Here is a 15,989-nt window from a genome sequence, read left to right on the forward strand (position 1 = left end):
CCGCTCTTCCCGGCTCAGACGAACTTCTCGGCGGACAGGTACGCAACGAGGTCCGCGCCGCCGTTGCCGCTGTCCTCGACCTTCTGGCCACCGGAGCGCGCCGGGCGCTTGGCGCTCGACAGCACCTTGCTGGTGGCGCCGGCCAGGCCGACCTCACCGGCCTCGACGCCCAGGTCGGCGAGGGACTTCGTGGCGATCGGCTTCTTCTTGGCCGCCATGATGCCCTTGAACGACGGGTAGCGCGGCTCGTTGATGGTGTCCCAGACGCTGACGATGGCCGGGCCGGTGGCCTGCACGACCTCGTAGCCCTCGTCGGTCTGCCGCTCGACGGTGAGGGTGGAGCCCTCGACGGTGAGCTTGCGGGCGCCGGTCAGTGCCGGGACGCCGAGCCGCTCGGCGAGCATGTGCGGCATGGTCTGGGTCCGGCCGTCGGTCGACTCGGCGCCGCAGAGCACCAGGTCGAACTCGAGGGTCCTGAGCGCGGCCGCCAGCACCTTGGAGGTGCCGAGCGCGCACGAGCCGTGCAGGGCGTCGTCGGTGACGTGCACAGCCCCGTCGGGGCCCATCGACAGCGCCTTGCGGATCGACTCGGTGGCGGCGTCGGGACCCATCGTCAGCAGGGTCACCTCGCCGCCCTGCGCCTCAGCGATCTTCAGCGCTTCCTCGATGGCGTATTCGTCCATCTCGTTGATGACGTTGCTCGCCGACGCGCGGTCGACAGTGCCGTCGTCTGCGCGCAGACTGCGCTCGGAGCCGGAATCCGGCACCTGCTTGACCAGTACGACAATCTTCATCGCCGGACACGACCTCCTGCTGAACGAGCGTTAAAGCTCCGGGAATAGCGTGAGCCTTTCGCGCACAACCGTACGGGTCAACCCGCAACGCTGTGTGCTTGACCACCAGACATGTTACTAGCAAGTAGCTAGCAGTCTAGGAGATGTCTTCTGGATCTCACTCTGCCACCCGATCGGGCGGGGCATGATGGAGGGGCACATATGCGTCATATCCCTCCTCCGCGTACGTCTCCTCCATACGACAGCCCCGGAGGTGTCAGCGATGACCAAAGAGCAGCCCACGGCCGTCCAGCAGGAGGAGCACCACCCGCAGCCTCCACCGGACGAGCACATGTGCACATGCGGCCGGTATCGGGAGGACTGTGTCCGCGACCGGATGCGCGCGATGTGGCACATAGAGACCGAGCCGCCGCCCAGCCCCTCGTAGCGGGCTGGACGCCGGCACCGGTTCACCTGACGCGGCCTACTTCGAGAAGCGCCACACCTTGAACCCGGCCGCGTCCGGGCACGCCAGGTACTGGTTGTCCGCGACGCACCCGTAGCCAGCCCTGATCGTGCCCAGCGGGGTGACGTGGCCGTCCGATGCGTCCACTCCGGACACCTGTACCGGCTGGTCGCCGCCACCCATGCCGGGGCTGCCCGGGTACTGGATGGCCAGGGCCGCCGCCGGGCCCACCGGGCTCAGGATCGCCTGGCCGGAGCGGTAGAGCAGCTTGCCAGACGGCGAGTACATGCCCTCGGCTCCGAGGATGCGGTCGCCGACCGTGCTGACCGGCCCGCCCCTGCCTCGGCCGTAGTCCCCCCCCACCTGCCATTTCCGTGCGCCGGTGGCCGCGTCGAGCACCATCATGGCTTCGCCGGTCCGTGACTCCTCCTGCACGCACACCAGCCCCGGCCCGCACGGCTGGATCATTCCGGCCCTGGCGCCGTTCGCCGGGGTGTGGAACGGCCTCGGCGCGCCGCCTGCGAGGTCCAGGACGGTGACCGGCCCGCCTTCGGTGCTCGCGTAGACCCGGCCGCCGATCACGGTCAGCCGTCCCTGCATCCGCTGGCCCAGCGGCCGTGGCTGCATGTCGGGCAGGGTGAGCAGGCTGAGCGCGCCGTCGGGTGCCTGGAGGACCAGTGGCCGGTTGTCCAGCGCCTCCGCCGTCGCCACGGTCGTCGCGACGACGGTGCCCTGGCTGGACGGCATCGTCCACAGTGCCTTGCCGGAGGCCCAGTCGAGCAGCCGGAGCTGTCCGCCGTTCTCCCCGGTCACGAGCAGCCCGCCGGTCGTCGGGGTCAGGTCCCCGCCCTGGTTGATGTCGAAGTCGAGGGCCCAGCGTTCCTGGCCGGTGCTCAGGTCCACGACGTGCAGCCGCCGGTCGAGCGGCGAGCCGTCGTCGCGTTCGCCCATCACGCCCAGCACACCCGGCGCGAGGAAGGACCCGGCGAAGTCCCCGTACTTGCCCAGTTCCCTGGCCGGCCAGGCCGGCTTGCCGGTCGGCAGCTGCACGCCGGCCACCATCAGCTGCCCGGTCGTCTCCGATCGCCAGGTGAAGTACGCGTCGCCGCCCGCTGCCTGCCCCCAGACGAAGGTCCGCCCGGGGAACTCGCCGGACACCCCCGGCCCGACCTGCTCCAGGGGTACGAAGTTCACCCTGGCCGGCGGGAGGGTCACGTCCTCCCTGCCGGTCAGCAGCAGCCCGCTGGTCACACCCGCTGCCACCAGGGCGACGGCCAGTACCGAGGCGATCACGCTGTTCCTGCGGCGGCGGCCACCGCGCGCCCGCGCCCCGGCGGCCAGCGGCAGCGGGATCCGGTCGGAGTCGGCCCGGAGCGAGCCGAAGAGCTGGTCGAGGTCAGCGGACATCGGATCCTCCCAGTACTTCCGCGACTTCCGCAGCGGGCTCTGTCAGCACTTCGGCGAGCCCGGCTCTCCCCCGCGCCAGCCACGACTTCACCGTGCCGGCCGTCGCGCCCATCTCGATCGCGATGTCGGCGATCGACCGGTCGAGGAGGTAGTGCAGGGTGAGTGCCCTGCGGTGCTGGACCGGCAGGGTACGCAGGGCCCCGACCAGCAGCACCGTGTCCTCGGACGGCGGCTCGGCCGGGGCTGGCGGCCTGGCGCTGGCTGCCGCGGTGCGGCGTACCTTGAGCCAGCGCCAGCGGTCGGTGCTCAGCCGGGTGACGACGAGCCGGAGCCAGCCCTCGGCGTCGGCGTACCCGCTGAGCTTCCGCCACCGCTGCCACGCCCGCGCGTATGCCTCCTGCACCAGGTCCTGCGCCTCGGCCGGGTCACCGGTCAGCCCGTAGGCGTACCGGATGAGCCGTGGCCCGGTGTCCCGGTAGAACTCGTCGAAGCCGTCGGCGTCCGGCACGTGCACCACCTTTCATCGTCTACCTAGGAACACGGGACGACCGCCCGTCCGGTGGCACCCCGCCGTGTAGCCTGCTCGACCGGGGGAGGGAACGCGAACAATGTTCAGGGAACTGGCTGGTGGCCGGTACCGGCTGGACCGGCGGATCGCGGCCGGCGGCATGGGCGAGGTGTGGCGGGGCGCCGACACGCTGCTCGGCCGGCCGGTCGCCGTGAAGCTGATGCACGCCGGGCTGACCGGGCAGCGTGGTTTCCGGGAGCGGTTCGTCACGGAGGCCCGGGTCATGGCCGCACTGGACCATCCCGGCGTCGTGCCCGTCTACGACTACGGCGAGGAGCGGGGCACCGCGTACCTGGTCATGGAGTTCGTCGAGGGCCGGACGCTGGGCGCTGTGCTCGACGACGAGGGCACACTGCCGCCGGACCGGGTGCTGGACCTGGTCGCCCAGGCCGCCGGCGCGCTCGCCGCCGCCCACGCGCGTGGCGTGGTCCACCGGGACGTGAAGCCCGCCAACCTGCTGGTCCGGCCGTCCGGCCAGCTCGTGCTGACCGACTTCGGGATCGCGCGTTCCGAGGGCGGTCACCGGACGACGGCCGGCGCGGTGCTCGGTACCGCTTCGTACATGGCTCCGGAGCAGGTGGACGGCGATGACCTGACTCCGGCCGCCGATCAGTACAGCCTGGGTGTGGTGGCGTACCGGTGCCTGACGGGTCGGGTGCCGTTCACCGGGGAGGGCCCGGCGCAGATCGCGCTCCAGCACGTCACGGCTGAGCCGCCGCCGTTGCCCGAGTCTGTCCCGGTTCATGTCAGGTCGCTCGTGGAGCGGGCGATGGCCAAGGATCCGGGTGCGCGCTTCGCGTCGGCGGCCGACCTGGCTGCCGCCTGCCGGGGCGAGGTCGTGCCGGAGCCGCCCCGGGCCCGCCGTTCGCGCCGCCCGTATCTGGTGGCTGCCGCCGTCGCCGTGCTGGGCCTCGCGGCTGCGGTCTCCTGGTACTCGGTCACGCCGGCCCCCGGGCAGCCTGCGGCCCGTTCCACAGCCGAAGCCGCCTCGACTCTTCCGGCCGTGGCCGCTCACGCGGGCCCGAGCGCACCTGCGTTCGCGCCCGGTACGTCCGCCTCCCCCACGCCGAAGGCCAGCACTCCGTCGCCGACGCCGACTCCGGCTACTGGCACGTCCTCGGCGCCAGCTCAGGCCAACCCGGCACCACAGCCGTCCGGTGCGCCTCAGCCTGCGGCCTCACAGCCGGTGGCACCGCCTCCCGTCAGCAACCAGCCCGTACCGCAGACGGTCGTCGTCCCCAACACGATCGGCATGTCGTCCGCGAGCGCGGTGAGCCGGCTCACTGCCGACGGGTTCCGGGTCACGCAGCCCAACAAGTGCACGAACGGCGTGATCCAGGCTCAGGACCCGGCAGGCGGTACGCGGGTCAGCCCCGGCTCCCAGGTGCTGATCTTCTGCCAGGAGGCGCAGGGCCAGTGCCCGCCGGGCGGCCAGTGCCCGCGCGCACAGTACATAGTGGAGGGTGTTCGTGCCGATGGAGCCTGAGCGGGTCGTCGCCGGCCGGTACCGGCTGGACTGGCTGGCCGGATCGGGCAGCATGGGTGAGGTCTGGCAGGCGACGGACCTGACGCTCGGCCGCACTGTCGCCGTGAAGCTGGTGCTGGCCGAGCCCGCCCGCTTCGCCGCGGAGGGCAAGACGCTGGCGGCCATCGAGCACCCGAACGTCGTGCGGGTCTTCGGGGCCGGGCCGGGCTATCTGGTCATGGAGTTCGTCGAGGGCGAGCCGCTGGGCGCGCTGCTGGGCCGCGAGGGCACGCTCGGGGCGGCCCGGACGATGGATCTGGTCGCCCAGGCCGCCGACGCTCTCGCCGCCGTCCACGCGCACGGGGTCGTGCACCGCGACCTGAGCCCCGCCAACCTGATGATCAGGCCGGACGGCAGTGTCGTGCTCACCGACTTCGGGATCGCCGCAGCGCCCGCCAGCGAGGAGCTGACCGCGACCGGGCAGCTGCTCGGCACGGCCAGCTACGTCTCGCCGGAGCAGGCGGGCAGCGGCGAGGTCTGCCCGGCTTCGGATCTCTACAGCCTGGGTGTCATCGCCTACGAGTGCCTCACCGGCCGCCTGCCGTTCACAGCGGAGAACCCGATCAGGCTCGCCCTCCAGCACGTCTCCGCACCGCCGCCGCCGCTGCCCAGGACAGTGCCGCCCCAGGTCGCCAGGCTCGTCCTGCGCCTGCTCAGCAAGAAACCCATTCATCGGTACCCGGACGCGACAGCCCTCGCCCAAGCCGCCCGTTCAACAGCCACAGTCCGTCCACTGTGGTCGTACCGGCGGCTCCAGGCAACCCTGGCAGCCATCGCTCTCACGGCAGGGACCATCACCCTGTGGCCCGAGCCGGGTACGGGCACGCAGGCCGGGCAGCCCGCCGCGCTGACACCGTCCTCGGCAGCTGTCGCGGCACCGGGGACCACCACCGGTGTCACCCTGACTCCGGCCGCGAGCCCATCCACGACTCCGAAAGCAACACCAACACCGTCGCGGAGCGCCACGACCGCCACACCGACGCCTGCTCCGGCACGGACATCACCCCCGGCGACCGTTCCCGGTACATCTCCGGCTACTCAGACACCAACGTCGGCCCCGGCCACGACCGCTACAGCCATCCCAACCCCCACCGCGACGCAAACCGCAGCCTGGGTAGCGATCCCTCAGGTCGAGGGTCTGACGCTCGGCGAGGCGAAGAAGCAGGTCGTGGCCGCTGGCTTCACCGTGTCGGTGATCGGCCCGACGACCGACAGCAACGCGCTAGTGAACATTCAGTGCAGCTCGTACGGGAAGACCGCTCCAGCCGGAGCGATGATCCTGCTCAGCACCTACGCCCCCAACGATCCCCACAACCCCTGCTGAGCCGCCGAGGTAGTGGTCGAGCAGCCGGTCGAGGGCCGCCGAGCGTTCCTCCGGCAGGTCCTCCCGTTTGCCGCACCGGCGGGCGTAGAGCCGGAGCAGGTCGTGGAAGCCGTACTGCCCTGCGGCCGGTGTCCGCAGCATGTTCGCGTCCACCAGGGTTTCCAGCAGGTTCTCGGTCTCCGCCGCCGTCCGGTCGAGCAGCGCGGCGGCCGCGTCGAGCCCCAGGTCGGCCGGTGGCGCGACTGAGAGCATCCGGAAGGCCCACGCTGTGTCCGGGTCGAGCTGCTGGTACCCGACGGCCAGCGCCGCCTCCACATCCAGCGCCCCGGCCCGGAGCTGGTCGAGCCGCCCTGACTCGTCGGCCAGCCGTTCCGCGAGGGCGGCGACTGTCCATCGTGGACGTTTCGCGAGCCGCGCCCCGGCCACCCGTACGGCCAGTGGCAGGTCGGCGCACGCCGCCGCGACAGCTGTCGACGCTCCCGGCTCGGCGGCGATCCGCTCTGGCCCGGCGATCCGCCCCAGCAGCTCCACCGCGTCCGCCCGGCCGAGCGCCGCCAGTTCCACGACGCAGGTGCCCGGCAGTTCGTCGAGCCGTACGCGGCTGGTGACCAGCACGGCGCCCGCCGCTGGCAGCAGGGGTGCGACCTGGGCGGCGTCCCGTGCGTTGTCGAGCACGACGAGCATCCGGCGCCCGGCCAGGGCCGACCGGTACGCCGCCGCGCGGGCACCCAGGCTCTCCGGCACGGCGGCCCCGAGCGCCCGGAGGAAGTCGGCGAGGATCGCGCCGGGCTCCGCTGGCTGGGCCTCTGCTCCGAGCAGGTCGGCGTACAGCTGCCCGTCCGGGTACTCGCCGCGCGCGATGTGCGCGGCGGCCAGGGCCAGTGCCGTCTTCCCGACGCCGCCCGGCCCGCTGATCGCGGTCACCGTGGTACCCGGCTCCGCCAGCCGCCCGGCCACGACAGCCAGCGGCTCGTCCCGCCCGACGAGTTCCGCCGGGGCCATCGGCAGCTGGGCCGGCCCGGCGGAGGCTGCGGCTACGGCCGGCACCTCGGCCATGAGTACCTGCCGGTGGAGGTCCTGGAGTTCCGGCCCGGGATCGCAGCCCAGCTCGTCGGCGAGCACGCGGCGGGTGTGCTCGTAGACGGCGAGCGCGTCGGCCTGGCGGCCCGAGCGGTACAGGGCGAGCATCAGCAGTGCGCTGGCACGTTCGCGCAGCGGGTCGGCGGCCGCGAGGGCTGTCAGCTCCGGGATGAGCAGCTCGTGCCGCCCGGCCGCCAGGTCAGCGCTGATCCGGGCCTCGGTGACTCCGGCCAGCAGCTCCGCGAGGCGTGCGCGCTGCCGCTCGGCGTACGGGCCGGGCAGCCCGGACAGCGGCTCGCCCCGGACCAGGCTCAGCGCTCCGGCGTGGTCACCGCGCCCGGCCCGGTCCTCGAACTCCGCCAGGTCCAGCGAGCCGGCCGGCAGCACGATCTGGTACCCGCCGTCGCGGTAGGACACGCCGGGCAGGACCTGGCGGAGCCGTGAGGCATACGTACGGATCGTGCCGATCGCGCGCGGCGGCGGCTCCAGTCCCCACAGGCCGGCGGCGATCTCGCTCACCGGCACGATCCGGCCCCCGCCGAGCACCAGCATCGCGAGGAACGCCCGTTGCTGCGGCGGGCCGAGCGGGATCTCAGCCCCGCCCGACCAGGCCTGCACCGGCCCCAGTACCCCCAGTTGAAGATCCATTCCCCACCCCCGGGAAGGAACCTTAACCGCTGCCCCGGCGCCAGCCACTATCGTGCTTCCGACTGGATCGACCCTGGTGGGTACGCGGTTGGTTACGCCGGTCGCCGCAGCTCGGTCTCCTGGCCGGTGACCACGCCGCCCAGCCCGGTCAGCAGCGCGTTGGAGGCCACGTTGGTCACGTCGGCCTCTGCCACGACCTCCGGCACCCCGCGAGCGTGCAGGGCACGGAATGCCTGGCTGACCAGCGCCCGCGCGAGGCCACGACGCCGGTAGTCCGGCAGCAGCCCGATCAGCCCGAGACGCGGGACGGGCCGGGGGCCTTTCCAGATCCGGACCAGGCCGACGTAGTCCTCGCCGTCCAGGGCGACCAGGTAGGCCTCCGGGTCGAAGTACGGCGAGTCGTAGGTCTCCTCCCGGAACCACTGCGCGTCCGGCTGCCAGCCCTCCGAGCCGGGCACGTCCTCCCGCAGCGCGCAGTCGAGCATCATCAGCTTCTCCAGCTCGGTGTCCGCCGCGCTGATGACCGTGAGGCCCTCCGGCACCGGGGCCTCGAAAACCGAAACCCCGATTTTGTACTGGTTCTCCTGCCGGTTCACCTCGAACCCGATCCCCCGGAACAGCCCCACCGTCGCCGGATCGTCGAACGTGGCGTAGACCTCGCCGGGGACGTGCCCGGCCAGCGCTACGTACGCCTCCGGCGAGCACTTGCCGAAGAAGAGCCGGTGCCTGCCGTCGGGCATCACCCACGGGTGCAGCACCCCGGCGACGCGGTCACCGTCCCAGGCGAGCCACTGGAGGCGCGGCCCGTCGTGGCGTTCCTCAAGCTGGCGCTGTTCGGCGACGGTCAGGCCCGTCCAGGCACCGACCGCCTCGTACTCGCCATCGAACTTGGTAATCGCAATCGTCATGCGCGGCAGGCTATGTGCCCTGGCAGCCGGCCTGCCACCGGTTTTAGCCGGCCGGCTTCCAGATGTACGGAGTCGTGGTCGTCACGACCGACATGCCCAGCCGCTCCAGGATCGGCCGGGAGTCGGGCGAGGCGTCGACCTGGAGGTACTCGAAGCCGCCGTCGCTGGCCAGCTTCGCGCGGTAGGCGACGAGCGCCCGGTAGATGCCCTTGCGCCGCCACCCGGCCAGGGTGGACCCGCCCCACAGCGAGGCGAACGGCTTCGGCGTGAGCCGGACCCAGCCGGCCGACACGACCTGCCCCTCGGCCTCGGCCACCACGATCACGAGCTTGCCGTCGGGGAGTTCGGCTTCGAGCCCGCTGACCAGGCCGGACCAGTCGCCGCCCCAGACGGCAGCCTCCAGTTCGCCGATCTTTTCCAGGTCCGCCCGCTCGGTGACCTCACGCAGGGTCACGCCCTCGGGCAGGACGACCGGCGTGACCAGCGGCTCGACGTACCCGATCACGACGGCTTCCGGTTCCTGGGCCTCGAAGCCGGCGGCCAGCAGCCGCTCGGGCAGGTCGGCCGGGGCGTCGTGCGCGTACGTCTTCCACTCGAAGTGCTCGCCGCGACCGGCGAAGTAGTCACGCTGCCGGGCGATGAGCGCGTCGAGGCCGGCGCCTTCCAGCCCGCCCAGGTCCCGGTAGAGCACCATGCCGCCCCAGGGGGCTCCGGCGACGCGGTGTACCGGGCCGTCGTCGGTGACCACGACGCCCTCGGGCATCCCGGTGGGGCGGTGGCCGCGAGTCGCCGCGTCGAACGCTGTCAGCAAGTCAGTCATGCGCCCACCTCAACATGCCGCCCTGAACCACATGATCGTGGGACCCCTCATGTCGCTATAGCGACGTGAGGGGTCCCACGATCATGGTTAGGCAGCGAGGAGGGGGACGTCGCCGAGTGTGAGGGCGACCCGGGAACCCGGTACGAGACCGGAGGCCAGCGGGCTCGGCACGTCCGCCACGACCTCGCGGCCGTCCACGGCGACCGTGAGCCGGGTGAGCGCCCCGTGGAACGTCCTGGCCACGACGGTCAGCCCGCTCGTCTCGTCGGCGGCCACGCCGATCGCCTCCGGCCGGACCAGGACCTCGGCGTCGCCGGTACCAGCGAGCGGCCGCCGCGAGCCGAGAACCTCCACAGTGTCCGGTGAGACGCGCCGGGCCTGGAGCCGGTTCGTGGTGCCGACGAACTCGGCGACGAACGCGGTGGCCGGCCGGTGGTACAGCTCGTCCGGGGCCGCCAGCTGCTCGACCTGGCCGGCCCGGAGCACGCCGACCCGGTCGGCGATCGACAGCGCCTCGCTCTGGTCGTGGGTGACGAAGAGCGTGGTCGTGCCGAGGCGCTGCTGGATCCTGCGGATCTCGTCGCGGAGCTGGTTGCGTACCTGGGCGTCGAGGGCGCTCAGCGGCTCGTCCAGCAGCAGGACGGCCGGCTCGATCGCCAGGGCCCTGGCCAGCGCGACCCGCTGCTGCTGGCCGCCGGAGAGCTGGTGCGGGTACGCCTTCGCCTTCTCGCCGAGCCCGACCAGCTCCAGCAGTTCCTCGGCGCGCCTGCGCCTGGCGGGTGCCGGTACCTTGCGGACGCGCAGGCCGAAGGCCACGTTGCCCGCGGCCGTCATGTTCGGGAACAGGCTGAACGACTGGAACACCATGCCCATGCCGCGGCGGCTGGCCGGCGTGCCGGTGATGTCGGTCCCGCCGACCAGGACCTGGCCCCGGTCGGGCTGCTCGAAGCCAGCCAGTACCCGCAGCGCCGTCGTCTTGCCGCAGCCGGACGGGCCGAGCAGGCCGATCAGCTCGCCGGCCTCGATCGACAGGTCCAGGCCGTCCAGGGCGGTCACGTCGCCGAACCGCCGGTGCAGGCCACGCAGTTCCACCGCAGTCATGAGGTCTTCTCTTTCCGGTCGAACGCTGAGACTGCCAGCAGGAGCAGCCAGGTGAACACCAGGCTCGCGAGGCTGACCGCCACGGACAGCTGGGCGTCGGAGCCCGAGATCTTCAGCAGCCAGACGGGCAGCGTCTCGAACAGCAGGATGCTGGACACCGTGAACTCGCCGAGCACGAGCGCCAGGGTCAGGAACGCCGCGCCGAGCAATCCCGGGCGCAGCTGGGGCAGGATCACCCTGCCGAGGGTCGCTGGCCACGAGGCGCCCAGGCCACGGGCCGCGTCCACCAGGGTCTTCACGTCACTGCCTCGCAGGCCGGCGTCGAGGGTCCGGTACGCGAAGGGCAGCGCGAGGACGATGTACACGATCACGAGTACCCAGGGCAGTTCCGGGTCCTGGATGGACACCAGGACGTCGCCGACCGGCGTGCCGGCCAGCTCGTCCGGCCCGTAGCCCAGCAGGGTCCGCACGCCGACCACGAGCGCGATCGGCGGCACGGCCAGCGGGATCAGCGACAGGGTCTCCAGCACCGGCCGCCACTTCGGGAGTTTCAGGTGCACGGCGAGCAGGGCGGGGATGGTGATGCCGAGTACGCCGGCGACCGTCAGCACGGCGAGCGTCATCGACCGGCGGAACGCGTCGGCGAAGCCCTCGGCCGTGATGATCTGGCCGTACACGTTGGCCCCGCCGTCCACTGTGAACACGAACGACGCCACCAGCGGTACCAGGAAATAGAGCCCCACGAGCAGGAGCGCGAGCCGCCGGATCACCGCAACCACCTCGAAGTCCGGCGCTGCAGGAGCCAGTAAGCGATCATGACCACGCCGACCACCAGCAGCATCTCGATCGCGAGGGCAGCGCCGATCCCCTCGCCGTTCTCGATCACGTTGCCGGAGAGGACGTCGGCGATCTGGAGGGTCAGCAGCGGGACGGACCCGCCGACCAGGGCCGCAGCCGTCGCGAAGGCGCTGAACGCCCCGCAGAACAGCAGCAGCGCGCCGGCCGCGACGGGCGGTGCGAGCACCGGGGCTCCGACGTGCCGCCAGTAGTGCCAGCGGCTACCGCCGAGGCTGGCCGCCGCCTCGCTCCACTGTGGCCGGACGGCGTCGAGGGCAGGCAGGACGACCAGGACCATCAGGGGTACCAGGAAGTACAGGTAGACGATCGTCAGCCCGGAGAAGTCGTACAGGGTGAAGCCCGTCTGGCCGAGACCCAGCAGCTTCGTGACGATGCCGGCGTTGCCGATGGTCGCGATGAAGGCGAAGGCGAGCGGCACGCCGCCGAAGTTGGCCAGTACGCCGGACGCGGTGGTGACCACCCGGCGGAGCAGCGTGGACCGGCTCTTCACCACGGCCTGGGCCAGCAGCGTGCCGATCACCGCGCCGAGCACCGCCGTGACCAGCGAGAGCTTGAGGCTGCCGAGCATCGCCGTGCCGTAGGTGGAGTTCATGGTGTCGCCGAGGCTGCTCGCACCGGTCGCGAGCACCCCCACCGGCACCACGAGCCCCGCGCCCACGATCACGAGGAACGGCAGGAGGGGTAAGTATTTGCGCATCTTCAATCCGGGAGACGGGCTGGCGGGCACAGTGGGCAGCGCACCGGCCGGAGGAGGCACGGCCGGTGCGCGGGTCGAGCTGTCAGCCCTGGACGGCCTTGGTCCAGCTGTCGGCCAGGACCTTCTTCACAGCGGTGATCTGGTCCGGCGTCGGGAACTTCGGCTCGCCCTCGACCTTCGGCAGCTTGCCGACCAGGTCGCCCTTGGCGGTCTTGGCCGCGACCATCTTCGGCAGCCGGACCGGCCGGGCGTAGCCCTTCAGCCACAGGTTCTGGCCCTCGTCGGAGTAGAGGAACTCCTCCCAGAGCCGAGCGGCGGCCGGGTGCGGGGCGGTCTTGTTGATCGCCTGGTTGTAGTAGTTCGCGTACTTGCCGTCGGCGGGCACCGCGACCTTCCAGTCGATGCCCTTGTCCTTGAACTTGTCGGCGTACCCGGCGTTCAGGTAGTCCCAGTCGATCGAGATCGGGGTCTCGCCCTTCTCGATGGTGGCCGGGGTCGACTCGACCGGGATGTAGTTCCCGGAGGCCTTCAGCTTGCCGAAGAAGTCGATGCCGGGCTGGATGTTGTCGAAGGTGCCGCCGTTGGCGAGCGCCGCGGCGTAGACACCGGCGAAGGCGGAGCCGGACTTGGTCGGGTTGCCGTTCAGGGCCACCTTGCCCTTGTACTCCGGCTTGAGCAGGTCAGCGAAGGTCTGCGGGCAGACGGCGATCTTCTTCGCGTCGCAGCCGATCGAGACGTAGCCGCCGTAGTCGTTGAACCACTGGCCGTCGGCGTCCTTCTGGTTCGCCGGGATCTCGTCCCACTTCTCCACCTTGTACGGAGCGAGCAGGCCCTCCTTGGCCGCGGAGATCGCGAACGCCGAGCCGAGGTCGAGCACGTCCGGGGCGCGGTCCTGGCCCTTGAGGTTCTTCACGGCGTTGATCTCGTCGGCGCTGGACCCGTCCGGGTTCGCCTCATTGATCTTGATGCCGTACTTCTCGGAGAACTTCTTCAGGATCTCGCCGTAGTTGGCCCAGTCGTGGGGCAGCGTGATGACGTTGAGCTGCCCCTCCTTCTTCGCGGCCGCGACCAGGGCGTCCATGCCACCCAGGTCCTTCGCGCTCCTGGCCTCCGCAGCGCCGGTGGTCGCGGCGGCCTTCTCCTTAGCCTTCTCGGAAGAGCCACAGCCGGCGAGGCCCGCCGCCGCCACGAGGGCGGCCACGCTCACCAGAAGAACACGCTTCATGACCTTGCTGCTCCTTACCGGGTTTGGTTGGCCCCGTCAGAGTGAGCAGCACGCATGACTCAGAGGTGAACGAGGGATGAGGCGATCCGGAACCCTGCCGGACTCTCCCGCGATGCCCTGGCCAAAACCACAGGTCCAGCGATGGTCTAGACCATTCTGCCCGTTTCTACGCCGGAGCGTCCGTCCGGCTCAGCTCGTGGAGCGTGTTACCGCCGAACTGGTACGTGACGGTCCGGCGGACGTTCACCGCCGCCGGCGGGGTACCCGGGGTGCGGGTCAGGTACACCACCGTGGCCGTCTGCTTGGCGATGGCGACCGACTCGACCGGCTCCCGGTCGTCCAGCATGACGGCGACCGTGCACACCGGGGCGCCGGCGTCGAGCTTGCAGAGCATGAGGCTCCAGTACCGGCCGGTCGTCCCGTCCATACTGGCCATCACCGTGGCGACGGTCGTGAGCCCGCCATGCGGGTCGAGGTTGCCGGTCGCGCAGGGCTGCTGCGCGGCGACCGTCGTCCCGTCCGGCGTGGTGTGGCGGCCGCCCGTGAGGACGAATCCCGCAGCCGTGTACGGCGCACGCGAGCCGCGCACCCGAGCCCGCTGGACATCCGCGCAGCTCATGGCCTTGGCGGCCGGAGCAGAGCTCTTCGCAGCCGATGCGCTGACCGCTGGCCGGCCGGAGGCCGGGGTGCCCCCCGGTGCCGCAGGGCTCATCGTGGCCGTGGCCGGAGCTTCCGGGCCGGCTTTCTTCTCCCGATCGGGTTCGCCGCACGCGGCACCCGTCGCCAGCACCAACATCGCGATCGCCACAGCCCGTGCCCGCATGGTCGTTCCCTTTCCTGGAGGTGTACGCGGGAACGTAACAACGCGCGGAACCCTGTGGCGGGCAAGGAAAAGAGGATGGCGCGCTTCCGGGAGGAGACGCGCCATGCTCTGCCGGTCACGCCAGGTTGGAGGACCTCGGGTAGGCGTCGGCCGGGTCGGTCAGGATGTTCACCAGGTAGGGCACGCCCGACGCGAACGCGCGCTTGAGGGCCGGGCCGATGTCCGCGGCCTTCGCGACCGTCTCGCCCGCGCCGCCGAGGCCCTTGACCACCTCGTCGTACCGCAGGCCCGGCTGGAGGTCAGCGACGACGTCGTAGCCGTAGAGCTGGTTCATCGGGTGCTTCTCCAGCCCCCAGATGCCGTTGTTGCCGACCACGATCACGACGGGGAGATCCTGGCGGACCAGCGACTCCACGTCCATCAGGGAGAACCCGGCCGCACCGTCGCCCATCAGCACGCAGATCTGCCGGTCGGGGTAGGTGTAGCGGGCGCCCATCGCGTAGCCCATGCCGGTACCCAGGCAGCCGTACGGCCCCGGGTCGAGCCAGCAGCCGGGAGTCGCCGGCTCCAGGTACTTGCCGGCGTAGGACACGAAGTCCCCGCCGTCGCCGATCGTCACCGCGTCGCGGTCGAGGACCTTGCGCAGCTCGCCGTAGATCCGGCTGGGCACGATCAGGTCGCCGTCGGCCTCCAGCGCGGCCTTCTCCCCGGCCCGCGCCGCGTCCTCGACCTCGCGCAGCTGCTCGATCCAGTCCTCGTGGTCGGCGCGCGCTCCACTGTGGTCGGCCAGCGCGGTGAGCGTCAGCCGCAGGTCACCGGCAGGCGAGACGGACGGCTCGACGTGCCCGGCCCGCTGCGAGGGATCGTCGACGACGTGGATCAGCGCCGCGTCGCCGAACTCGCCGAAGTTGAGCCGGAAGTCCAGCGGCGTGCCGATGACGCAGACGACGTCCGCGTCGGACAGCGCGGCCCGGCGGCTCTTCGAGAAAGCCAGCTCGTGCTCCGGCGGCAGGGCGCCCCGGCCCATGCCGTTGGTGTAGACGGGCACGCGGAGGTTCTCGGCGGCCGCCCGCAGCGCGTCGATCGCGTCCCCGGTGTACACATCGGACCCCGCGATGATCATCGGACGGCTCGCCCCGGCCAGCAGCACCGCCGCCTTCGCCACGTCGGCAGGGTCGGCCTCGGTGACCTCGGCGGCGTACAGCTCCGGCAGTGTCACCTCTTCCCGGCTGAACAGCACTTCGAGCGGGAAGTCGAGGAAGGCAGGTCCCTTGTGGCCGGAGATCGCGGCGAGCGCCGCGGCGTGCACGTCCCGTACGACGTCCTCGGTGTCGAGGACGGTGCCGGCCACCTTCGTCACGGAGGAGACCAGCGGGACGTGGTCGAGTTCCTGGAGGCTGCCGGCTCCCCAGCGCCACGACGGGGCCCGCCCGCCGAACACCAGCACCGGCGAGCCGTTGAACTGGGCCGTGGTCAGGGCGGAGATCCCGTTCGTCACGCCGGGACCGGCGGTCAGGGCCGCCACGGCCGGGCGGCGCTGGAGCTTCGCGACGGCTTCGGCAGCGAACACCGCCGACTGCTCGTGCCGGACGTCGAGCAGCCGCACGCCGAGGCGCTGGGCGGCGTCGTAGAGCGGGAAGATGTGCCCACCGGAGAGGGTGAACAGCTCCTTGATGCCGAATCCGCGCAGGGTGGCGAGCGCGAGATCGCCGCCGTGGCCCTCGATCGTCTCAGTCATCCCCGAAACTTACCCCGGAGTAGGTAAC

The 15,989-nt window shown here is 71.5% G+C and carries 15 protein-coding genes; 3 read left to right on the plus strand and 12 right to left on the minus strand.

Translation table 11 applies throughout. The features are described 5' to 3' along the window. Positions 1–14: 14 nt before the first annotated feature. Positions 15–794 (minus strand): electron transfer flavoprotein subunit beta/FixA family protein, encoded by a 780-nt coding sequence (locus A3G1_RS0120590; protein ID WP_018351374.1) that lies wholly within the window; start codon positions 792–794, stop codon positions 15–17. A 262-nt stretch (positions 795–1,056) separates the two neighbouring features. Between A3G1_RS0120590 and A3G1_RS0120595 the strand changes: the two genes are divergently transcribed. After that, on the plus strand, positions 1,057–1,221 hold the full coding sequence (locus tag A3G1_RS0120595; RefSeq protein ID WP_157641254.1) for a hypothetical protein: 165 nt from the start codon (positions 1,057–1,059) through the stop codon (positions 1,219–1,221). Positions 1,222–1,257: 36 nt separating this feature from the next. Here the strand turns inward: A3G1_RS0120595 and A3G1_RS0120600 are convergent, their stop codons facing one another. Beyond that, on the minus strand, positions 1,258–2,646 hold the full coding sequence (locus A3G1_RS0120600; RefSeq protein WP_018351376.1) for an outer membrane protein assembly factor BamB family protein: 1,389 nt from the start codon (positions 2,644–2,646) through the stop codon (positions 1,258–1,260). Then, positions 2,636–3,154: a SigE family RNA polymerase sigma factor gene (locus tag A3G1_RS0120605; protein ID WP_026212334.1), complete on the minus strand. Its 519-nt coding sequence runs from the start codon at positions 3,152–3,154 to the stop codon at positions 2,636–2,638. The genes A3G1_RS0120600 and A3G1_RS0120605 overlap by 11 nt, the downstream gene beginning before the upstream one ends. A gap of 100 nt (positions 3,155–3,254) precedes the next feature. On the opposite strand from A3G1_RS0120605, the gene A3G1_RS40655 reads away from it, so the two are divergent. Beyond that, entirely contained in the window at positions 3,255–4,700 is a 1,446-nt protein-coding gene (locus A3G1_RS40655; RefSeq protein WP_018351378.1) for a serine/threonine protein kinase, read from the plus strand. Continuing rightward, positions 4,690–6,063 carry a serine/threonine-protein kinase gene (locus tag A3G1_RS39735; protein WP_083937046.1) on the plus strand — a complete coding sequence of 458 codons (1,374 nt, stop codon included), beginning with the start codon at positions 4,690–4,692 and terminating at the stop codon, positions 6,061–6,063. The genes A3G1_RS40655 and A3G1_RS39735 overlap by 11 nt, the downstream gene beginning before the upstream one ends. Here the strand turns inward: A3G1_RS39735 and A3G1_RS35885 are convergent. The 9 genes from A3G1_RS35885 to A3G1_RS0120660 all read right to left on the minus strand — a co-directional run bounded on the left by A3G1_RS35885 (position 5,962) and on the right by A3G1_RS0120660 (position 15,961). After that, on the minus strand, positions 5,962–7,791 hold the full coding sequence (locus A3G1_RS35885) for an AfsR/SARP family transcriptional regulator (protein ID WP_083937015.1): 1,830 nt from the start codon (positions 7,789–7,791) through the stop codon (positions 5,962–5,964). The two genes, A3G1_RS39735 and A3G1_RS35885, sit on opposite strands and share 102 nt — an antisense overlap. Before the next feature lie 92 nt (positions 7,792–7,883). Beyond that, positions 7,884–8,699 (minus strand): GNAT family N-acetyltransferase, encoded by an 816-nt coding sequence (locus tag A3G1_RS38800; RefSeq protein WP_018351383.1) that lies wholly within the window; start codon positions 8,697–8,699, stop codon positions 7,884–7,886. A gap of 43 nt (positions 8,700–8,742) precedes the next feature. Further along, positions 8,743–9,519 carry a GNAT family N-acetyltransferase gene (locus tag A3G1_RS0120630; RefSeq protein WP_018351384.1) on the minus strand — a complete coding sequence of 259 codons (777 nt, stop codon included), beginning with the start codon at positions 9,517–9,519 and terminating at the stop codon, positions 8,743–8,745. Between the two features lie 87 nt (positions 9,520–9,606). Beyond that, a complete protein-coding gene (locus A3G1_RS0120635) occupies positions 9,607–10,620 on the minus strand; it encodes an ABC transporter ATP-binding protein (protein ID WP_018351385.1) in 1,014 nt (337 codons plus the stop codon). Beyond that, positions 10,617–11,390 carry an ABC transporter permease gene (locus A3G1_RS0120640; protein WP_018351386.1) on the minus strand — a complete coding sequence of 258 codons (774 nt, stop codon included), beginning with the start codon at positions 11,388–11,390 and terminating at the stop codon, positions 10,617–10,619. The genes A3G1_RS0120635 and A3G1_RS0120640 overlap by 4 nt, the downstream gene beginning before the upstream one ends. Beyond that, complete coding sequence (locus A3G1_RS0120645; protein ID WP_018351387.1) at positions 11,387–12,175, minus strand: ABC transporter permease; 789 nt, start codon at positions 12,173–12,175, stop codon at positions 11,387–11,389. Before A3G1_RS0120645 ends, A3G1_RS0120640 begins: the two co-directional genes overlap by 4 nt. A gap of 82 nt (positions 12,176–12,257) precedes the next feature. Next, complete coding sequence (locus tag A3G1_RS0120650) at positions 12,258–13,400, minus strand: ABC transporter substrate-binding protein (RefSeq protein WP_018351388.1); 1,143 nt, start codon at positions 13,398–13,400, stop codon at positions 12,258–12,260. Between the two features lie 166 nt (positions 13,401–13,566). Next, positions 13,567–14,223: a hypothetical protein gene (locus A3G1_RS38805; protein WP_018351389.1), complete on the minus strand. Its 657-nt coding sequence runs from the start codon at positions 14,221–14,223 to the stop codon at positions 13,567–13,569. Between the two features lie 115 nt (positions 14,224–14,338). Then, positions 14,339–15,961, minus strand: a complete 1,623-nt coding sequence (locus A3G1_RS0120660; protein WP_018351390.1) for an acetolactate synthase — start codon at positions 15,959–15,961, stop codon at positions 14,339–14,341. Between the last annotated feature and the right edge of the window lie 28 nt (positions 15,962–15,989).

The sequence above is a fragment of the Longispora albida DSM 44784 genome, from assembly GCF_000379825.1.
GTDB classification, from domain to species: Bacteria; Actinomycetota; Actinomycetes; order Mycobacteriales; family Micromonosporaceae; genus Longispora; species Longispora albida.